Source organism: Burkholderia metallica (assembly GCF_902832845.1).
Taxonomy (GTDB): domain Bacteria; phylum Pseudomonadota; class Gammaproteobacteria; order Burkholderiales; family Burkholderiaceae; genus Burkholderia; species Burkholderia metallica.
Map to the genome: position 1 here is coordinate 353790 of NZ_CADFDB010000002.1, position 17315 is coordinate 371104.

A 17315-nucleotide genomic window follows, 5' to 3' on the forward strand; every position below is an offset into this window, starting at 1 on the left:
CCGATTAATCGAAACACCGATTCGGCCCGATCGAACCGGCCGGATGGGCGCGACGATCGGTTCGCGCCACCGCGTCAGCCAGACAGGCCGGCCTCGCGCGCGAGCCGCTCGCGATGATCGGGATGCGCAATCGCAATCATCTTCGGCACGCGCTGCGCGAGCGACAGACCGCGCAGATCGGCGACCCCATATTCGGTGACCATCACGCACGCGTCGCTGCGCGGCACCGTCACGGGGCCGGACAGTGTCGTCACGATGCGACTGTGCGCGCCTGCGGTGGACGGCAACGCCACGATCGGCACGCCGCCGCGACTGTTCTGCGCCGCCCGCAGAAAATCGCCGACGCCGCCGACCGCGCCGACATACGTGCCGGCGACAACTTCCGCGTTGACCTGACCCGTCAGGTCGACCTCCACCGCCGAATTGATTGCAACGAAGCGATCGATCCGGCGCAGCACGTGCGGGTTGTGCGTGTATTCGGTGCCGCGCAGTTCGAGTGCCGGATTGCGATGGGCAAAGCGGCGCACGCGCGCGGAGCCGATGATGACGCCGCCGACAGTGATGCCCGCATCGATCGTCTTGCGCGCATTCGTCACGACGCCGGCTTCGCACAGCGCGGCGACGCCGTCGCCGATGCTGCCGGTATGCACGCCGAGGTCGCGCTTGTCGTGAAGCGCAGCCATCACCGCGTCCGGAATCGCGCCGATGCCCGTCTGCAGCGTCGCGCCGTCTTCGACGAGCGACGCGACGTGTCGCCCGATCGCCTGCTCCGCCGGCCCGGGCGCCGTCGCAGCGGCGTCCGGGAACGGCGTGTCCGACGCGACCAGCAAATCGATGTCGGCGGCGCGCAAGAACGGACCGCCATAGGTCCACGGCACGTCGGGATGCACTTCCGCGACGATCTCCCGCGCATGCTTCAGCGCTTCCACCAGATATTCGCGCGCAAGCCCAAGGCTGTAGCGGCCGTGTTCGTCCGGCGGCGAGACCTGGAGCATCACGACGTCGATCCGCAACGTGCCGCTGCGGATCAGTTCCGGCAGTTGCGAATAATGGGCGGGAAGAATGTCGAGCACGTTCGCACGCGCGAGCTTGCGGTTCGCGCCGCTGCCGCAATAGGCGAGGAAATCGAATGCGTCGGCGTGTTCGGGCGCGAGTATGTCGGCGAGCCCGATACCGAGAAAGAGACGAATCCGTTGCAAGCTGTGCCGCTGGGCGACCAGCGCGCGCATCAGCGTCACCGGCTCGGCGTGCGACTGACCCCACATCACCGTATCGCCGGGGCGAATCAGCGCGGAGAGTGCGCGGCAGTCGCCGGGCAGGCGGGCATCGGTCGAACCGCCCGGAATCGCGAGTTCTGCGTGGTGCATGAATGGACAGGGTCGAATGTCATGTCGCACGCTCCGGCGTCGTTCACGTGATCCGGAATCGTCGTCATGACGGATTGATGTTCTCGTGCGTCGCGTCGGCGGCGTCTGCGTATCGACGGGAAATCCGGATGTGTGTCTGTTCCGGACCGCGCCCGGTCGCCGGACGATGCGGCGGGCATCGGCACATCGTGTGCGGCGTACCCCGGACCGTCAATGCAGGGCCGGCGGTTGTTCCGTACGTCGGAACGTCCGTGCCGGGCCTTTTCGTCCGGCAAGCATGACCCGTCCGGCTGCCCCGATTCCTCATCCCCCTCGAGCGTTCCGAAGTACGGAATCATTGCGGATGCGTTCTTGACGTCGCGGCAGCCGAACCGACACTGTTGACGCTACGGCAAGGTTGGGCCCCGGTAGAACGCGCGGTCAATGGTGGCTTCGTCGGCGACCTGTTCGACACGGTGCCGGAATCGACGGGCCGGCCTGCTCATTGAGAGGCTCAGACAATGCAAAAGCGACGAACCGAGGATGACTTATCGAGCATGATGGGCGCGCGCGCGGCAGCGCGCGACAGCGCCAACGCGGAAGACGCCGCACTGTGGCGATGGTTCGTCGCGTTGCTCGACGAACGGCGGATACGCTGGTGCCACAGCGGACGCGGGTGGCTGGTCAGCGTCGATCATCGTCACGTGGCCACCGGCACGCAGTTCGATCAGGCCATGCGGATCGCGAAGGAAAACGTCGAGGGCGGCGGCACCGTGCGCATCGATACGCCGTCGGCACCCACTGAATCCGGACGACGAATTCACCTCGTGAAGTAACGACAGTTTCAATCCCTCCGCCGGATGATCCGCCTGCGATTCAACGCGTGCGTGCCGGCACCTGCGATCACGATCGCCGCCGTTGATCGACCTCCTCCTCATCGCCCGCAACGCTGCACGATCGCGACACAACGCGATCGATCCCGCGCGTTGCGGTTTTACCCTTAAGGGTCTCTACGCTGTCCGCACGGCGTCTCCCCACGCCTGTTTCACTGCACGGAATCGGATCGCCCGATCGATTGACGATGATATCGGCCACGCATCTAATCACCGAACGTTGCTGCAGCGGGACGTTTCAGATTCGGTCGAGCATGGCGATCAGGCAGCTGGAAGACGACCTCCATCTATCCCTGTCGTTTAGCTTTCCGAATCATTGAATCTCCTGCTGATTGCTACGTCACGACACGTAAATTCGAAAGCAGTTTGGAGACAGTCAATGAAAAAGACGATTGCGCTTTGCGCAGCGGTGGGTTGCGTCGGCGGCACGGCACATGCGCAGAGCAGCGTGCAGTTGTACGGGATCCTCGACGAAGGGGTCAACTACGTCAGCAACGCATCCGGCCATCATCTCTACAGCCTTGCGAGCGGCGTGCTGAACGGAAGCCGCTGGGGGTTGCGCGTGAAGGAAGATCTCGGCAGCGGCTACGGCGCGGTCGCCGTGATGGAAAACGGCTTCGACGTCAATACCGGCAAGCTCGGCCAGGGCGGCCTCGAATTCGGCCGGCAGGCTTATGTCGGCCTTTCCGGCCCATACGGTGTCGTCACCCTCGGGCGCCAGTACGATTCCGTCGTCGATTCGGTCGGGCTGCTCGAAGCGGGCGATCAATGGGGCGGCTACCTGGCCGCCCATCCGTCCGACAACGACAACTTCAACAATACGAACCGCGTCAACAATGCGATCAAGTACACCAGCCCGCTATTTCACGGCGTGACCGCGACCGCGCTCTACTCGCTGGGCGGCGTGTCGGGACACACCGGCCGCAACCAGATCTGGTCGGCCGGCGCCAGCTACACGAACGGCCCGCTTTCGATGGCCGCGGGCTACCTCAACGTGCGAAACCCGAACACGTCGTTTTACGGATCGGGCGGAACCGTTGCCGCGACGGTCAACGGGGTGCCCGGCTCGAACTTCGGCGCATCGCCCGTGATTTCGGGTTATGCATCGGCGCACACGCTGCAGGTGATCGGCACGGGGGCCGCCTACACGATCGGTTCGCTGACGCTGGGCGCGACCTATTCGAACACGCAGTTCCGTCATCTCGGCGATACCACGACGGGCCCCGTGCCGGCCGGCGGGATCAGCGGAACCGCGAAATTCAACAACGCGGAGCTGAACGTCAAGTATCAGATCACACCGGCGTTCGTCGTCGGCGCGAACTACGTGTATACGAAGAACAGCGGCGCCGATGCGACCGGCGGTGCGCACTACAACCAGGCATCGTTCGGTGCCGACTACTTCCTGTCGAAACGCACCGACGTCTACTTCGTCGGCACGTATCAGCGTGCAAGCGGAACCGATTCGACCGGCCGTAGCGCGGTCGCGTCGATCAACCAGCTGACGCCGTCGACGTCCAACCATCAGATCGCGCTGCGCGTCGCGATGCGGCACAAGTTCTGACGCGTCGCGACGACCTCGGTCGTCGCATCGAAGTGCCGCGCCGCACGAATCCGCCGCGACGTCTGCGGCGGATTCGTGCGGCGCACTGCATTTCGCCTCTGCTGTTTCGCCTCTGCTGCGACGAGCCGGAACCGGCCGTCGACGCCGGCCCGTTACAGGTCCAGCACCAGCCTGGCGGATTTCGAACGGGAACAGCACGGCATGAACTGGTCGTTCGCTGCGCGTTCGTCAGCCGTCAGGCAGAAATCGAAATGCTCGGGCTCTCCCGCCAGCACGCGCGTCGCGCACGTCCCGCACACGCCCTGCTCGCACGACGTCTCGATCTCGATACCGGCCTTCGCGAGCGCCCGCACGACCGTTTCGTTCTTTTCGACGACGATCACCCTGCCCGAGCTCGCTATCTCGACTTCGAAACGGCCGTCACGATCCGTCTGTCGCGCGTCCGCCGCGAAGAACTCGTAATGCAGTTGCGCTTCCGGCCATCCGTTCGCACGCGCGGTGGCCAGCACCGCGTCCATGAATCCCTTCGGGCCGCATACGTACAGGTGCGTGCCGGGTTCGGGAACAGCGAGCCGTGCCGCGAGATCGAATCGCTGGCTGTCGTCTTCGTCGTCGCAATGAACCTGCACGCGACTGGCATAGGGCGCGCGTGCGATGTGGTCGAGAAATGCCGTGCGCGTGCGTGAACGCGTGCAGTAATGCATGTCGAATGACGCATCGATGCGCGCCAGCCGTTCCGCCATGCAGAGAATCGGCGTCACACCGATGCCGCCCGCCAGAAGCAGGCTGTGCGTCGCGTCACGCGCGAGCGCGAAATGATTCTTCGGAACGCTGATCGTCAGCACGTCGCCTACGTTCACCCGGTCGTGCATGCCGACCGACCCGCCACGCGACTTCGGATCGCGCAGCACGGCGATCCGGTACCGATGATTTTCGTCGGGTGCATTGCACAGAGAATACTGGCGCGTCGGGCCGCCGGGCACGTTCACGTCGATATGCGAACCTGCCGAGAACGGCGGCAGCGGCAGGCCATCCGCATGAACCAGTTCGAAACTGCAGATGTCGACGGCTTCTTCATGCTTCGCCGCAACCCGGACGGTCAGTCCGTCGATCATGTTCATCACCTCTTTCCTGGAACGTCGCTAAGCGCGTTCGTTCGCGATCGTCAACCTGTGAAAAACGCACGACGGACATCGCGCGATTTCCCTTCCCTGATCTTTCGATTACAGAGGCGGAGCTGTCCGGTGTCAATTCGACGCGTTTCGGCGTTCCGTACTTCGGGGCGGCCTCCTTGCTTGCGACGGGTCACGCGTACCGGCGTATGCGCACACGACGTGATTCCGTACGATCGAGCAAGAGATTCGAACGCCGCAGCATGGCCTGCTCGGCATCCGGTGCTTACGATCAGCACGCGACGCATTGCGCCGATGAAGCGGTCGCGAATACCGAACCCGCTGGACACGCGTCCCGGCACATCCCCGTGCGAACCGGACACTGCGGATCACGCGATCCCGGCCGGCTTCGGGCAACGGCGCGCGCAACGACCGATCGTCACGAAACAGCGAACGCGCGACGGCTCGCTGCCGACAGAATCGACCACACAAGGAGACATCATGCAGATCACGCTGGACGGCAAGCTTGCCGTCGTGACCGGCGCGGCGCAGGGCATCGGCCATGCGATCGCGAAGCAGTTCGCGCGGTGCGGCGCCGAGGTCGTCGTGAACGACGTCAACGAGAAGCGGATCGCGCCGGCCGTCGCGGCGATCAAGGCCGCGATTCCGGGTGCGCAGGTGCGCGGCGCGGCCGCCGACCTGTCGTCCGCCGCCGGATGCGATGCGCTCGTCGAACAGGTGCCCGACTGCGACATTCTGGTGAACAACGCGGCCATCTACGAAACCGCCGATTTCTTCGCGACATCGGACGCAACGTGGCAGCGGTACTTCGATATCAACATCATGTCCGGGGTCCGGCTGTCGCGAGCCTATCTGCCGAAAATGGGCGAGCGCAACTGGGGGCGCGTCGTGTTCATCAGTTCCGAGTGCGGGATCAGCACGCCGCCCGACATGCTGCATTACGCGGTCACCAAGACGGCACTGCTCGGACTTTCGCGCGGCCTCGCGAAACGCATGACGGAAACCGGCGTCACGGTGAACGCGGTACTTCCCGGCCCGACGCTGAGTGAAGGCGTCGTGGGTTTCCTGGAAGCCGAGATCCGTCGCACCGGCAAAACCATCGAGGAACAAGGCGCCGAACTCGTCAAGGCGCTGCGTCCGTCGTCGATCACGCGGCGCTTCGCGTCGGTCGACGAAGTGGCCAACCTCGTGCTCTACACGTGCTCGCCGCTCGCGTCCGCCACGACGGGCGCCGCGCTGCGGGTGGACGGCGGCGTCGCCGATACGCCGATCTGAGCGGCGGGCGGCCGTTGCACCCGTTCACGAACCGGCGCGACGCGCGCACGGCATGCTTTCACGCACCACGCACGACCTGACTGGAGTACCGAATGTCGAACACCTCACAACACGCAATGACGGATGGCACATCATTGCGCCGCTACGAACATCTCTATATCGACGGCGCCTGGGTGAAGCCGATCGACGGCGAGCTGGTCGAAAGCATCGATCCGGCTACCGGCCGGCCTTGGGCGATCGCGCCGATGGGCGGCCCGCAGGACATCGATCGCGCGGTCGCCGCGGCGCGCGCCGCATTCAATGGCCCGTGGCGCCGCACACCGGGACACGAGCGCGCGGCGCTGCTGCGCCGCCTCGCGGAACGCTTCAGCGCGGCGGTTCCCGAACTGGCGATCATCGAGTCGCGCGACAACGGCAATCTCGTGCGCGAGCATCGCGCGAGCCTGACGGCGCAGGTGCAGTGGTATCAGTGGTTCGCGTCGCTGGCGGACAAGGCGCAAGGCACGACCATTCCGATCGACGACAGCGTTCATGCGTTCACGACGCGCGTGCCGATCGGCGTGGTGGGCGCGATCATCCCGTGGAATGCGCCGCTGCTCGCCACCTGCCTGAAGATCGGCGCCGCGCTCGCGGCGGGCTGCACGGTCGTCGTCAAGCCTGCCGAGCAAACGCCTGTTTCGGCGCTCGAGCTTGCGCGTCTCGTCTATGAAGCGGGCTTTCCGCCCGGCGTATTCAACGTGGTGCCCGGCTACGGGCGCACCGCCGGCGCGCATCTGGTCAAGCATCCGGACATCGACAAGATCTCGTTTACGGGCGCCAGCCAGACCGCCAAGCAGATGGTTCGCGACGGCGCCGACAACCTGAAGCGCTTCACGTTCGAACTCGGCGGCAAGGCGCCGCATATCCTGTTCGCGGACGCCGACCTCGACAACGCGATCAATGCCGCCACCGCATCCGCGTGGCGGCTGACCGGGCAGAGCTGCGCGCTCGGCTCGCGCGTGCTCGTCGAGCGGCCGATCTACGAGCGCGTGGTCGACGCGTTCTGCGCGCGCGCGAAGTCGGTGCGCGTCGGCATGCCGTCGATCGATTCGAATCATATGGGCCCGCAGTCGCATCAGGCGCAACTGGACAAGACGCTTTCATACATCGAGATCGGCAAGCAAGACGGCGCGGAACTCGTTGCCGGCGGGCATCGGATCGCGACGCCCGAACTCGCGGCCGGCTATTTCGTCGAGCCGACCGTATTCGCCGGCGTCACGAACCGCATGCGCGTCGCGCGCGACGAGATCTTCGGCCCGGTGGCGTCGCTGATTCCGTTCGACGGCGAAGACGAGGCGGTCGCGATCGCGAACGACACGCCCTACGGGTTGACGGCGGGCCTGTGGACACGCGACGTTGGCCGCGCGCATCGCGTGTCCGGCCGTATCGACGCGGGCATGGTGTGGGTCAACACCTACTCGTTCCTGCGCTGGTCGACGCCGTACGGCGGTTTCAAGGCGAGCGGCTGGGGGCGCGAAAACGGGATCGACGCGCTCGATCCGTATCTGGAAACCCGGACGACGGTAATCAGCACCACCGGGCAGTTTCCGAACCTGTATGCGGACTGAACGGATGGCGTGTCGGCGATGCGCGGACTCACCGTCTGCGCATCGCTTTGGCGCAACCCGTGCGTATCGGCGAAGAATCGGCGGCGAATTGTCGTCATGGCGTCACGCAACGAGTTTCTTCCCCATTGCCTGAAGTTCTTCGTGGATGTAGGCCGGCGTCGTTCGATACGTGCCGGTCACGACCTCCGACTTGGTCAGGCCGAGGCTTCTGCGCCGGTCGACCACCGCTTCGGCCAGTTTGGCCATCGCTGCCGGCCCCATGATGACCGGCACGCCCGGGTCGCGCACGCACGCGTGGCCGGCTTCGTCGAACATCTCGATTCACCGGTTGGATGATCAGTCATTCTTCATCTTCATTTTTTTTGAAAATTACATCGTCATCCGAATCATTACGCACGTTGCTTATCGCCAGGCGATCCGTTCAATCCACCCACTACGCCAGCGGACGACACCATCACCCGCCGATGTTTTCCTTGAAGACCGGGCTGACCGTGCCGAAACTGGAGAATTTCAGATATGTCGTCTTCCATACCCCGGCGATTCTCGCGAACCTGAATGCATAGGTTCCCGAAAGCAGCTGCAGTACGCCGTCGTCCGTCTGCCGATAATAGATGACGTCGGTAGCCGCCGTCGCGCGATCGCCATCGATCTCGATCAGCGGATTCGTGATGTGATGGTGGCACTTCGGCACCTCGCGCCAGACCTTACGGACCAGCTGCCGGATCCCGTCGATGCCGGCAGTCTGTCCGCGCGGCAGCTCGTAGATGCCGTCGTCCGCCCAGATGCTCATGAAGAGGGCTTCGTCGTGCTTGTCGATGCCGTGACAGTACTTCGACATCAAGGTGCGGATCCCGTCGGTATCGACGAGTCGCCGCAGTGCTGCGTCGAGGCTGGAATCGCTGGCGGTCATGCCGGTGGTCTCCCGTTATGGTCTGATGCGTGCCCGGACACACGCCGGGCACGGTTTCCGATACACGTGTTTTCGTTGCGAAGCGCGACGATCTAGATCGGACACAGCACCATGTTATTTTTTTCGGTCCGCTCGGACCTATCGCCACCGTGCGCGTCTGTTTCGAGATCGTACGGATCTGCCGCTCGCGCCCGGCGGCGATACTGCGTCGGCGAGCAGCACATGGTTCGCTTGAATGCGGTGCAAAACGCACTTTCGGATTCGTAGCCGAGCGAGAACGCGATCGATGCGATGCTTTCGCGACCGGCGCGCAGCCGGTCCGCGGCGATCAGCATCCGCCAGCGTGTCAGGTAGTGGATCGTGGTCGCGCCGACGAGGCACTTGAAGCGCTGCGCGAAGACGGTTCTGGACAGCCCGGCAATGCGCGCCAGTTCGTCAAGCGTCCAGTGGCGCGCGGGCTCCGCATGAATCGCGCCGATGGCCGCGCCGATCCGCCGGTCCGACAACGCCATGAACCATCCGGCGGGCGTGGCCGCCAGATGAAGGCGCAGCACGTGCACGAGCATCAGGTGCAGCAGATGGTTCGACACCAGCGCACTACCCGGCTGCGGGTCGCGCAGCTCGGCGGTCAACTGGTCGAGCGACCAGCGCAGCACCTCGGCCTGGCTCGACGCGCGTGGCACACTGACGAGCGGCGGCAGTGCATCGAACGGCAGCGCAGCATGGTCACCGGCAAACGCGAAGAATCCGCTGATCAGCAGCACGTCGCCGCCGCCGCCGTGGACCGCGATGCCATCGCGCGCGACCGCATCCATGATCGCCGTCGAGTCCTGCGGCTCGAGCGCCAGGTCGGTCGACAATACGATGCTGCGCCGGCTGTTCAGCAGGAAGCAATCGCCCTTCTCGAAGCGGACCGGCTGCGCAACGCCTTCGATCACGCCCCAGCATGCGCCCTGCAACACCGCGGCGAACTTGATTCCGTCATATTCCGGAAACGCGAACGACCACTCGCCCGCCGCGTCGAGTCCCGCATAGAACTGGCTGTGCGGCTTCAGCCGCGCAAGCACATCCGAGAGCGAGTCCATAGGCATCCATCCGTGAACGATGACCGGTACACCGTCCTTCGGACCACGGCGGACCCGCATCGTCTGTCTCCTGGCCGCACTGCCGGTCCTGGCCGTTGCGACGCTGACTATGTTCTGGTGTCCTGCGGCGGTCGCGGCGCGGCGTCGAAACCGGCTACGGCGTCGCCCACGGCCGGACGCTATGTGACCAAGCCTGATTCCACCGCGAACGCAAGTCAATTCGCGCGGCGATTTCGTTCCGTACTGTGGATGCCGCGCGCGCATCGCAAGGTCGTAATGCCGGGCGACGATCGCCAGCAGGGTGGCCGCACGCCGCACGGACAACGAGCGGATCGCCTCATTTCGCGAGGCGCTCCGTTCGCGCACGCAGGCCACCCCGGCGCCAGCCTAACTACTGTTAGTATGCCGACATGACTCACCATGCGCAGGCATCCAGGGGTATGGCCAAACGAACGAAGTCGAATGTTGTCAGCACGTGCGAGACGCGTGAATCGCTGATCCGTTTTGCCGCGCGCACGTTCGGCCTGCAAGGCTATTCGGCCACGACGATGCGCAACATCGCCGATCAGGCCGGCATCGAGGCCGCGAGCATCTACTACCATTTTTCGTCGAAGGAAGAGCTGGTCGAGGCGGTGATGGAGCAAGGCGCCGAACGCATCGTCCATCACCTGAACGAGCAGCTCGACGCGCTCGCCCCCGGCGCCACGGCCGAACAGCGGTTCCGCGCTGCGGTACTCGGGCAGATGCGCGGCCTCGTCATGCACGGCGATTTCGCGGTCGCGCACGGCCGGCTGCTGGGCCAGTTGCCCGACACGATTCGCGAACGGCAGGTCGTGCGGCGCGAGCGTCACCAGGCGCTCTGGAACGGCTTGCTGCAAGACCTGCGCGCCGAAGGCAGGCTCCGCAACGACGTGGACATCCACCTCGCGCGCGTCCATATCCTCGGCAGCATCAATTCGATCGAGTCGTGGTTCAACCCGCAAAAGGGCTCGCTGGAACGGATCGCCAGCCAGCTTTGCAACATGTTCTTCTCGGGCGTGGGGCCGCCGTCGCGGTGATTCCCGCGCCCTTGCCTGCAACAAGCACCCTCCGCACGCCCCTTCGCACCCGCAACCGGCGCTCGCACCGATGCGTGGCGGCGACTGCCTCTCGGTACAAACCCCAATGACGGTTTCGGCATTTGCGCATCAAACTAACTACCAGTTGTTAGGTAAAGCCTGACGCACGTATCAGATGCCCTCCATCAACAGGCCGAGACAGTCATGACGACGCAGATGAAACCGATCCGTTCCTTCCTTTTCGTTCCGGGCAACAAGCCGACCTGGATCGAGAAATCCATTCAGTCCGGGGCCGACGCGCTGATCCTCGATCTCGAGGACAGCGTGCCGCCGGCCCAGAAAGTCGAAGCACGCGAAATCGTGCGCTCCAAGCTGGACTGGCTGGCCGGGCAGCAGCAGCGCGTCTGGGTGCGCATCAACCGCAGCGCGCACCTGTACGACTTCGACGACATCCTGGCCATCGTGAACCCGGTGGTCGAGGGCATCGTGATCTCCAAGCCCTGCGGGCCGGAAGACATCCATACCGTGTCGTCGATGCTGGCCGAAGCCGAGTACCGCGCCGGCGTCGAAGTCGGTCACACCAAGGTGATTCCGCTGCTGGAAACCGCCCGCTCGCTGCAACTCGCATACGAAATCGCGCAGCACGAACGGGTGCCCGCGATCGTGGGCGCGACGGCGAAGAACGCCGACGTGGCGCGCGCGCTGAAGACCGTCTGGTCGCTCGAAGGTCGCGAAACGCAATTCTTGAAGTCGCGCATCGTGATGGCCGCGCGCGCCGCCGGCAAGCTGCCGATCGGCGGCGTGTGGCAACAGGTGCACGACCTTGACGGCCTCAAGGTTTCGTCGGCGAACGACCGGCAGCTCGGCATGAGCGGCGAGCTCGTGCTGCATCCGTCGAACGTCGAGATCGTCAACCGGACCTACAGCCCCACCGAAGAGGAAGTGGCGTTCTACCAGGGCATGATCGATGCGCTCGACAAGGCCCAGGCGGAAGGCCGCGCGTCGTGCATCTATGACGGCGAGCACATCGACATCGCCCACGCGAAAACCGCGCGCGAAATCATCGCGCTCGCGCAGTCGTTCAACCGCTGATTGCCCACCCGAATACGTCAGGAGACAATAAATGGCAGGCCTTTACTTCGAAGAATTCAAGCCCGGCATGGTGATCGAGCATGCGATCCGCCGCACGGTGACCGAAACCGACAACGTGCTGTTCTCGGCGATGACCTACAACTGCGCGCCGCTGCACATCGACGCCGAATACAGCAAGAACACGATGTACGGCCAGCGCCTCGTGAACAGCATGTTCCTGCTCGCGCTGGTAGCCGGCATCACCGTGTACGAAACGACGCTCGGCACGACGCTCGGCAATCTGGGCTTCGGCGAGATCGCGTTCCCGAAGCCGACCTTTCACGGCGACACGATCCGCGTCGAAACCGAAATCGTCGACACGCGTCTGTCGAAGAGTCGCAACGATTCGGGCATCGTCACGTTCAAGCACGTGGCGAAGAACCAGCGCGACGAGATCGTGTGCACGGCCGTGCGCACGGGCCTGATGATGCTGCGCCCCGCCGGCCAGGCCTGACCTCATTCCCGCAGGAGATCCGGACATGGACTACCAACTGAGCGCCGAGCAGGTCGCGATCGTCGATGCGGCGCAGAAGATCTGCGCGGACTTTCCGCTCGAGTACTGGCGCAACAAGGACAAGAACCACGAATTCCCGCACGAGTTCTTCACGGCCGTCGCGAGCGGCGGCTGGCTCGGCATCTGCATGCCGGAAGACGTGGGCGGCGCGAACCTGGGCGTGACGGAAGCGGCGCTGTTCATGCGCACGGTCGCCGAATGCGGCGGGCAAGCGGCCGCGTCGACCATCCACATGAACATCTTCGGCCTGCAGCCGGTCGTGCATTTCGGCACGGATGCGCAGAAGAAAGCGTGGCTGCCACCGTTCGCGCGCGGCGAGCACAAGGCCTGTTTCGCGGTGACCGAGCCTGATACGGGCCTCGACACCACGAAGCTCAAGGTGGTCGCGAAGAAGCAGCCCGACGGCAATTACCTGATCTCGGGCAAGAAGGTCTTCATCTCGACCGCGCAGGTGGCCGACCACATGCTGATCCTCGCGCGCACCACGCCGATCGAGGAAGTGAAGAAGCACAGCGAGGGGCTGAGCCTGTTCTACACGAAGCTCGACCGCAAGTATGTCGACATCCGCGAGATCGACAAGCTCGGCCGCGCGGCGGTCGACACCAACGAGCTGTTCATCGACGATCTGCCTGTGTCGAAGGACGAACTGATCGGAGAGGAAGGCAAGGGTCTGAGCTACATCTTCCACGGGATGAACGCCGAGCGCGTGCTGGTGGCCGTCGAGCAGGTCGGTATCGGCCGCGCGGTGCTCAACCTCGCGACGCAATACGCGAAGGAGCGCGTCGTGTTCGGCCGCCCGATCGGCCAGAACCAGGGCGTGCAGCATCCGCTCGCGCGCAATTGGGCGGAGCTGGAAGCCGCGAACCACATGATCTTCGCGGCGGCGGACCTGTACGACCGCGGGCAACCATGCGGCTCGGAGGCGAACGCGGCGAAGCTGCTGGCCTCCGAAGCGTGCATGAATGCGTGCCAGACCTCGATCCTCACGCACGGCGGCTTCGGCTACGCGAAGGAGTATCACGTCGAGCGGTTCATGCGCGAAGCGTGGATCGGCTACATTGCCCCTGTCACCCCGCAACTCATTCTGTCGAACATTGCCGAGCGTAAGCTCGGGTTGCCGAAATCGTACTGAACCCGGCAATGCGCCGGCGTGCCCCGGGTCGGGCACGCCGGCGCACCGAACAGGCATAAAGAACTGTCTGCGCGCCGCGACCGGCGCATCCGGGCCGCGCACCGGCCGCAGACCAGTTTCAGGAGACAAGCATGTCAGCAGCAAGACCGTTGGAAGGTATCCGAGTGCTCGATCTGACCGTGGCCCTGGCCGGCCCGTACGGATCGCTGCTGCTGGGTGGCATGGGTGCCGAAGTCATTCGGGTCGAATCGCCGAGCGGCGGCGACATCGCACGCAACAATCCCCCGTATGTCGGCAAGAACGGCATCCACTTCGGCGTCCGGGGCGACGACGAGGTGTCGCTGACCGTTCTCAATCGCGCGCGCAACAAGAAAAGCATCACGCTCGACCTGAAATCGGAACAGGGCAAGGCGCTGTTCATGGATCTGGTCAAGGAATCCGACGTCGTCATCGAAAACGCCAGTGAAGGCGTGACAGCGCGGCTGGGCGTGGACTACGAGAGCGTGCGCGAGGTCAACCCGCGCATCGTCTATGCGTCGATCAAGGCGTTCGGCGAGCCGAGCCCGTACACGAACCTGAAAGGCATGGACATCATCGTCCAGGCGCTGTCGGGGATCATGGACGTGACCGGTTTCGCCGATGGCCCGCCGACCCGCTCGGGCCTGCCGATCGCCGACCTGATCGCGCCGCTGTACGCCGTCAACGGCATCCTCGCCGCGCTGATTCACCGCGGCCGCACCGGCGTGGGCCAGTGCGTGCAGGTGTCGATGCTCGACTGCCTGTCGTCGCTGGTGGCCGAGGAGCATTTCGACGTGTTCCTCAAGCACGGCTACGCGAAGCGCTCGGGCAATTTCCAGGATCGTCTGGTGCCCTTCGGCGTCTACGGCACGCGCGACGGCCACGTGGCGATGGTGGCGTTTCAGCCCGACTGGTTCAAGAACCTGATGGAAGCGGTGGGCCGGCCGGAGATGGTCACGGACCCGCGCTACGCGACACGCGGCCCGCGCATGAAGCATGCGGCCGAGATCAACGCGATCATCGAGGACTGGACGAGCCGCCACAGCACCGAGGAAGTCATCGCGGAGCTGCAGGTCCGGCGCGGCGTGCCGGCTGCGCCCGTGCGCTCGCCGCTCGACGTGCTGAAGGACCCGGTGCTGCAGGCGCGCGGCGCCGTGGTGCGGCTGGAGCACCCGGGGTTGGCCGACGTCGACGCGATGGGCATGGGCCTGCCGATCAAGCTGTCGCAGACGCCCGTGCAGTTCGACCAGCCGGCGCAGGAGCTTGGCGCCGCCAACGACGAGATCTACCGCGGGCTGCTCAAGCTGTCCGAGGATCGCCTGCAAGAACTGCGCGAGCAGGGAGTGATCTGACCATGTCCGCTGCGCCATCCCGCCGCGGCCCGCTCGCGGGCATCCGGATCGTCGAGATCGCGGGCATCGGCCCCGGGCCGCTGGCCGCGATGTTCCTCGCCGATCTGGGCGCGACCGTCATCCGCGTGGATCGCAAGGAGCCTTCGGGGCTCGGCGCGCCGCGCCCCGTGGAATTCGACCTGGGCCTGCGCAATCGCAAGTCCGTGCGCGTCGACCTGAAAGATCCCGCTGCCGTCGAAATGGTGCTCGAGCTGATCGAGCGGGCCGACGGCCTGATCGAAGGCTTTCGCCCCGGCGTGATGGAGCGCCTCGGTCTCGGCCCCGAGCCGTGCCTGGCGCGCAACCCTCGCCTCGTCTACGGCCGTGTGACCGGATGGGGGCAGGACGGCCCGCTGTCGCAGGTGGCCGGCCACGACCTGAACTACATTTCGATCACTGGCGCGCTGCATGCGATGGGCCGCGCCGGGCAGGCGCCGACGCCGCCGCTCAACGTGCTGGGCGACTATGCGGGCGGCTCGCTGTACCTCGCCTTCGGGCTGCTCGCCGGCATCCTCGAAGCGCGCGGTTCCGGGCAGGGGCAGGTGGTGGACGCCGCGATGATCGACGGCGTGGCGTCGATCATGACGGTGACGATGGGCCTGCATGCGGCCGGCATGCTCGACCACGCGCGCGGCACGAACCTGCTCGACACCGGCGCGCCGTTCTACGAGGTCTACGCGTGCGCGGACGGGAAGTACGTGAGCGTCGGCCCCATCGAGGGCAAGTTCTACCGGCTGCTGCTCGAACAGCTCGGACTGCAGGACCATCCGCGGCTGCAGGCGCAGATGGATCGCGCGCAATGGCCCGAAGCCAAGCAGATATTCGCCGCGAAATTCCGGGAACGCACGCGCGACGAGTGGGCGCGACGGCTCGGCCATCTCGACGTGTGCGTGGCGCCCGTGCTCGACTTCGACGAAGCGCCGAATCATCCGCATGTGAAGGCGCGCCGCACGTTCGTCGACCTGAACGGCGTGACGCATCCGGCGCCCGGCCCGCGTTTCTCGCGCACGCCGGCCGCACCGCCCGAGCCACCCGCTGCGCCGACCACCGACAACGCGATCGCCGCGCTGCAGGACTGGCTACCGGACGCGCGCATCGACGCCTGGCGCGCGCAGGGCACGTTCATCTGACCGAGGGCGAACACGGCCGCCGATCGCGTCGCGCGCGCCGCATGGCCGCCGCCGGTGCAATCGCCGGCGTGTTCCCCCCGATGGTTTTCCGCTCGCGCCCGTCGTGCCCCCGAAGCGCGCGGGGCGGGCAACGGGCAAGGACACAACCGACATGACATCGCCTACCCCCGAACTCGCGGCGCTCGACTGCCTGACGAGCGGGCGCTCTACTTGCCGCGCCTATCGACATCAGGCGCTCGACGCCGAACTGATCCGCAGCATCGTCGGCATGGCGGGCCGCTCGGCCTCGTGGTGCAACGTGCAGCCGTGGCAACTGGTCGTCACCGAAACGCCCGAGAGCACCGAACGCTTTCGGCAAGTGCTGATCCGGCGGGTCAACGCGCATCCGGAAAACGAATCGGACCTACCCTTCCCGCCGAGCTATGAAGGCGTTTACCGCGAACGACGTCGCGGCGCCGGCATTGCGCTGTATTCGGCGCTGGGTATCGGCCCGAACGACACGGAGCGCGGCGCCGAACAGGCATTCCGCAACTTCCGCATGTTCGACGCGCCGCACGTGGCGATCGTCACGGTGCCGGTGGAACTCGGCCCGTATGCGCTCATCGACGCGGGCGGCTTCGTGTCGTCGTTCCTGATCGCGGCGTATGCGCACGGCGTGGCCACCACGCCGCAGGGCGCGCTGGCCCGCCATGCCCGTTTCGTGCGCGAGTATTTCGGCATTCCCGATACGCAGCACATGATTTGCGGCATCTCGTTCGGGTACGCGGAAGGCGCGCATCCCGTCAACCAGTTCCGCACCACGCGCGCCGGCGTGGACGACGTCATGCGCTTCGTCTGAGCCGGCTGCCATACGCGTATCGCAGCAAAGGGCAACGAGAATCGGGCATGACCGCACGCATTCGTGAATTGCTGGATCGCTGGCTGTCCGAGACCCCGGGCGCCCGTTCATCCATCTCCCCGATCGCAGCCTGAGCCACGCGGACGGCGGCACGCTGGCCGATGCGCTCGAACGCGAACTACGGGGCGACGGCGTGCGCGCCCCGCGATCACGGCCGCGGCATATCGCCCAGACGACCGCCCTCAAAAAAACACCCCTCGAAGCGAGGGGTGCATGAGCCGCATCGCTCAAGA

General features: G+C 65.4%; 16 protein-coding genes and 1 pseudogene. 12 read left to right on the forward strand and 5 right to left on the reverse strand.

The window, feature by feature from the left end; all coding sequences use genetic code 11:
- Positions 1-74: 74 nt before the first annotated feature.
- On the reverse strand, positions 75-1367 hold the full coding sequence (locus tag HWX08_RS08945; RefSeq protein WP_174920424.1) for an acetyl-CoA hydrolase/transferase family protein: 1293 nt from the start codon (positions 1365-1367) through the stop codon (positions 75-77).
- 536 nt (positions 1368-1903) lie between these two features.
- Here HWX08_RS08945 and HWX08_RS08950 point away from each other — a divergent pair.
- The gene (locus tag HWX08_RS08950) at positions 1904-2182 is read left to right on the forward strand and encodes a hypothetical protein (protein WP_244122703.1); all 279 of its coding nucleotides are present in this window, start codon (positions 1904-1906) and stop codon (positions 2180-2182) included.
- A gap of 436 nt (positions 2183-2618) precedes the next feature.
- Positions 2619-3800, forward strand: coding sequence for a porin (locus tag HWX08_RS08955; protein ID WP_174920425.1), 1182 nt, complete (start codon positions 2619-2621; stop codon positions 3798-3800).
- Between the two features lie 152 nt (positions 3801-3952).
- On the opposite strand, the gene HWX08_RS08960 is transcribed toward HWX08_RS08955, so the two are convergent.
- Positions 3953-4921 (reverse strand): PDR/VanB family oxidoreductase, encoded by a 969-nt coding sequence (locus tag HWX08_RS08960; RefSeq protein WP_174920426.1) that lies wholly within the window; start codon positions 4919-4921, stop codon positions 3953-3955.
- Positions 4922-5413: 492 nt separating this feature from the next.
- Here HWX08_RS08960 and HWX08_RS08965 point away from each other — a divergent pair, with 492 nt between their 5' ends.
- Both HWX08_RS08965 and HWX08_RS08970 read left to right on the forward strand, forming a co-directional pair.
- Entirely contained in the window at positions 5414-6208 is a 795-nt protein-coding gene (locus tag HWX08_RS08965) for an SDR family NAD(P)-dependent oxidoreductase (RefSeq protein WP_174920476.1), read from the forward strand.
- A 92-nt stretch (positions 6209-6300) separates the two neighbouring features.
- Positions 6301-7815, forward strand: coding sequence for an aldehyde dehydrogenase (locus HWX08_RS08970; RefSeq protein ID WP_244122702.1), 1515 nt, complete (start codon positions 6301-6303; stop codon positions 7813-7815).
- 102 nt (positions 7816-7917) lie between these two features.
- On the opposite strand, the gene HWX08_RS08975 is transcribed toward HWX08_RS08970, so the two are convergent.
- The 3 genes from HWX08_RS08975 to HWX08_RS08985 form a co-directional block, all read right to left on the reverse strand.
- A complete protein-coding gene (locus HWX08_RS08975) occupies positions 7918-8130 on the reverse strand; it encodes a hypothetical protein (RefSeq protein ID WP_174920427.1) in 213 nt (70 codons plus the stop codon).
- A 139-nt stretch (positions 8131-8269) separates the two neighbouring features.
- On the reverse strand, positions 8270-8725 hold the full coding sequence (locus HWX08_RS08980; protein ID WP_174920428.1) for a nuclear transport factor 2 family protein: 456 nt from the start codon (positions 8723-8725) through the stop codon (positions 8270-8272).
- A gap of 92 nt (positions 8726-8817) precedes the next feature.
- Positions 8818-10176, reverse strand: coding sequence for an AraC family transcriptional regulator (locus HWX08_RS08985; RefSeq protein WP_244122701.1), 1359 nt, complete (start codon positions 10174-10176; stop codon positions 8818-8820).
- Between the two features lie 74 nt (positions 10177-10250).
- Here HWX08_RS08985 and HWX08_RS08990 point away from each other — a divergent pair, with 74 nt between their 5' ends.
- The 8 genes and pseudogenes from HWX08_RS08990 to HWX08_RS34315 form a co-directional block, all read left to right on the forward strand.
- Positions 10251-10868 carry a TetR/AcrR family transcriptional regulator gene (locus tag HWX08_RS08990; protein WP_174920429.1) on the forward strand — a complete coding sequence of 206 codons (618 nt, stop codon included), beginning with the start codon at positions 10251-10253 and terminating at the stop codon, positions 10866-10868.
- Between the two features lie 204 nt (positions 10869-11072).
- Entirely contained in the window at positions 11073-11960 is an 888-nt protein-coding gene (locus HWX08_RS08995; RefSeq protein ID WP_174920430.1) for an HpcH/HpaI aldolase/citrate lyase family protein, read from the forward strand.
- A 31-nt stretch (positions 11961-11991) separates the two neighbouring features.
- Positions 11992-12453 carry a MaoC family dehydratase gene (locus HWX08_RS09000; RefSeq protein ID WP_174920431.1) on the forward strand — a complete coding sequence of 154 codons (462 nt, stop codon included), beginning with the start codon at positions 11992-11994 and terminating at the stop codon, positions 12451-12453.
- A 25-nt stretch (positions 12454-12478) separates the two neighbouring features.
- Positions 12479-13645 carry an acyl-CoA dehydrogenase family protein gene (locus tag HWX08_RS09005; protein WP_174920432.1) on the forward strand — a complete coding sequence of 389 codons (1167 nt, stop codon included), beginning with the start codon at positions 12479-12481 and terminating at the stop codon, positions 13643-13645.
- Between the two features lie 131 nt (positions 13646-13776).
- On the forward strand, positions 13777-15015 hold the full coding sequence (locus tag HWX08_RS09010) for a CaiB/BaiF CoA transferase family protein (protein ID WP_174920433.1): 1239 nt from the start codon (positions 13777-13779) through the stop codon (positions 15013-15015).
- A 2-nt stretch (positions 15016-15017) separates the two neighbouring features.
- The gene (locus HWX08_RS09015) at positions 15018-16184 is read left to right on the forward strand and encodes a CaiB/BaiF CoA transferase family protein (RefSeq protein ID WP_174920434.1); all 1167 of its coding nucleotides are present in this window, start codon (positions 15018-15020) and stop codon (positions 16182-16184) included.
- A gap of 151 nt (positions 16185-16335) precedes the next feature.
- Entirely contained in the window at positions 16336-17022 is a 687-nt protein-coding gene (locus HWX08_RS09020) for a nitroreductase family protein (RefSeq protein WP_174920435.1), read from the forward strand.
- A gap of 47 nt (positions 17023-17069) precedes the next feature.
- Positions 17070-17224 (forward strand): annotated as a pseudogene (locus HWX08_RS34315) (long-chain fatty acid--CoA ligase); the annotation flags it as partial.
- Between the last annotated feature and the right edge of the window lie 91 nt (positions 17225-17315).

Coding starts and splice junctions, on each gene's coding strand:
- HWX08_RS08945 (WP_174920424.1), bottom strand. CDS start 1,367: ATGCACCACGCAGAACTCGCGATTCCGGGCGGTTCGACCGATGCCCGC.
- HWX08_RS08950 (WP_244122703.1), top strand. CDS start 1,904: ATGATGGGCGCGCGCGCGGCAGCGCGCGACAGCGCCAACGCGGAAGAC.
- HWX08_RS08955 (WP_174920425.1), top strand. CDS start 2,619: ATGAAAAAGACGATTGCGCTTTGCGCAGCGGTGGGTTGCGTCGGCGGC.
- HWX08_RS08960 (WP_174920426.1), bottom strand. CDS start 4,921: ATGAACATGATCGACGGACTGACCGTCCGGGTTGCGGCGAAGCATGAA.
- HWX08_RS08965 (WP_174920476.1), top strand. CDS start 5,414: ATGCAGATCACGCTGGACGGCAAGCTTGCCGTCGTGACCGGCGCGGCG.
- HWX08_RS08970 (WP_244122702.1), top strand. CDS start 6,301: ATGTCGAACACCTCACAACACGCAATGACGGATGGCACATCATTGCGC.
- HWX08_RS08975 (WP_174920427.1), bottom strand. CDS start 8,130: ATGTTCGACGAAGCCGGCCACGCGTGCGTGCGCGACCCGGGCGTGCCG.
- HWX08_RS08980 (WP_174920428.1), bottom strand. CDS start 8,725: ATGACCGCCAGCGATTCCAGCCTCGACGCAGCACTGCGGCGACTCGTC.
- HWX08_RS08990 (WP_174920429.1), top strand. CDS start 10,251: ATGGCCAAACGAACGAAGTCGAATGTTGTCAGCACGTGCGAGACGCGT.
- HWX08_RS08995 (WP_174920430.1), top strand. CDS start 11,073: ATGACGACGCAGATGAAACCGATCCGTTCCTTCCTTTTCGTTCCGGGC.
- HWX08_RS09000 (WP_174920431.1), top strand. CDS start 11,992: ATGGCAGGCCTTTACTTCGAAGAATTCAAGCCCGGCATGGTGATCGAG.
- HWX08_RS09005 (WP_174920432.1), top strand. CDS start 12,479: ATGGACTACCAACTGAGCGCCGAGCAGGTCGCGATCGTCGATGCGGCG.
- HWX08_RS09010 (WP_174920433.1), top strand. CDS start 13,777: ATGTCAGCAGCAAGACCGTTGGAAGGTATCCGAGTGCTCGATCTGACC.
- HWX08_RS09015 (WP_174920434.1), top strand. CDS start 15,018: ATGTCCGCTGCGCCATCCCGCCGCGGCCCGCTCGCGGGCATCCGGATC.
- HWX08_RS09020 (WP_174920435.1), top strand. CDS start 16,336: ATGACATCGCCTACCCCCGAACTCGCGGCGCTCGACTGCCTGACGAGC.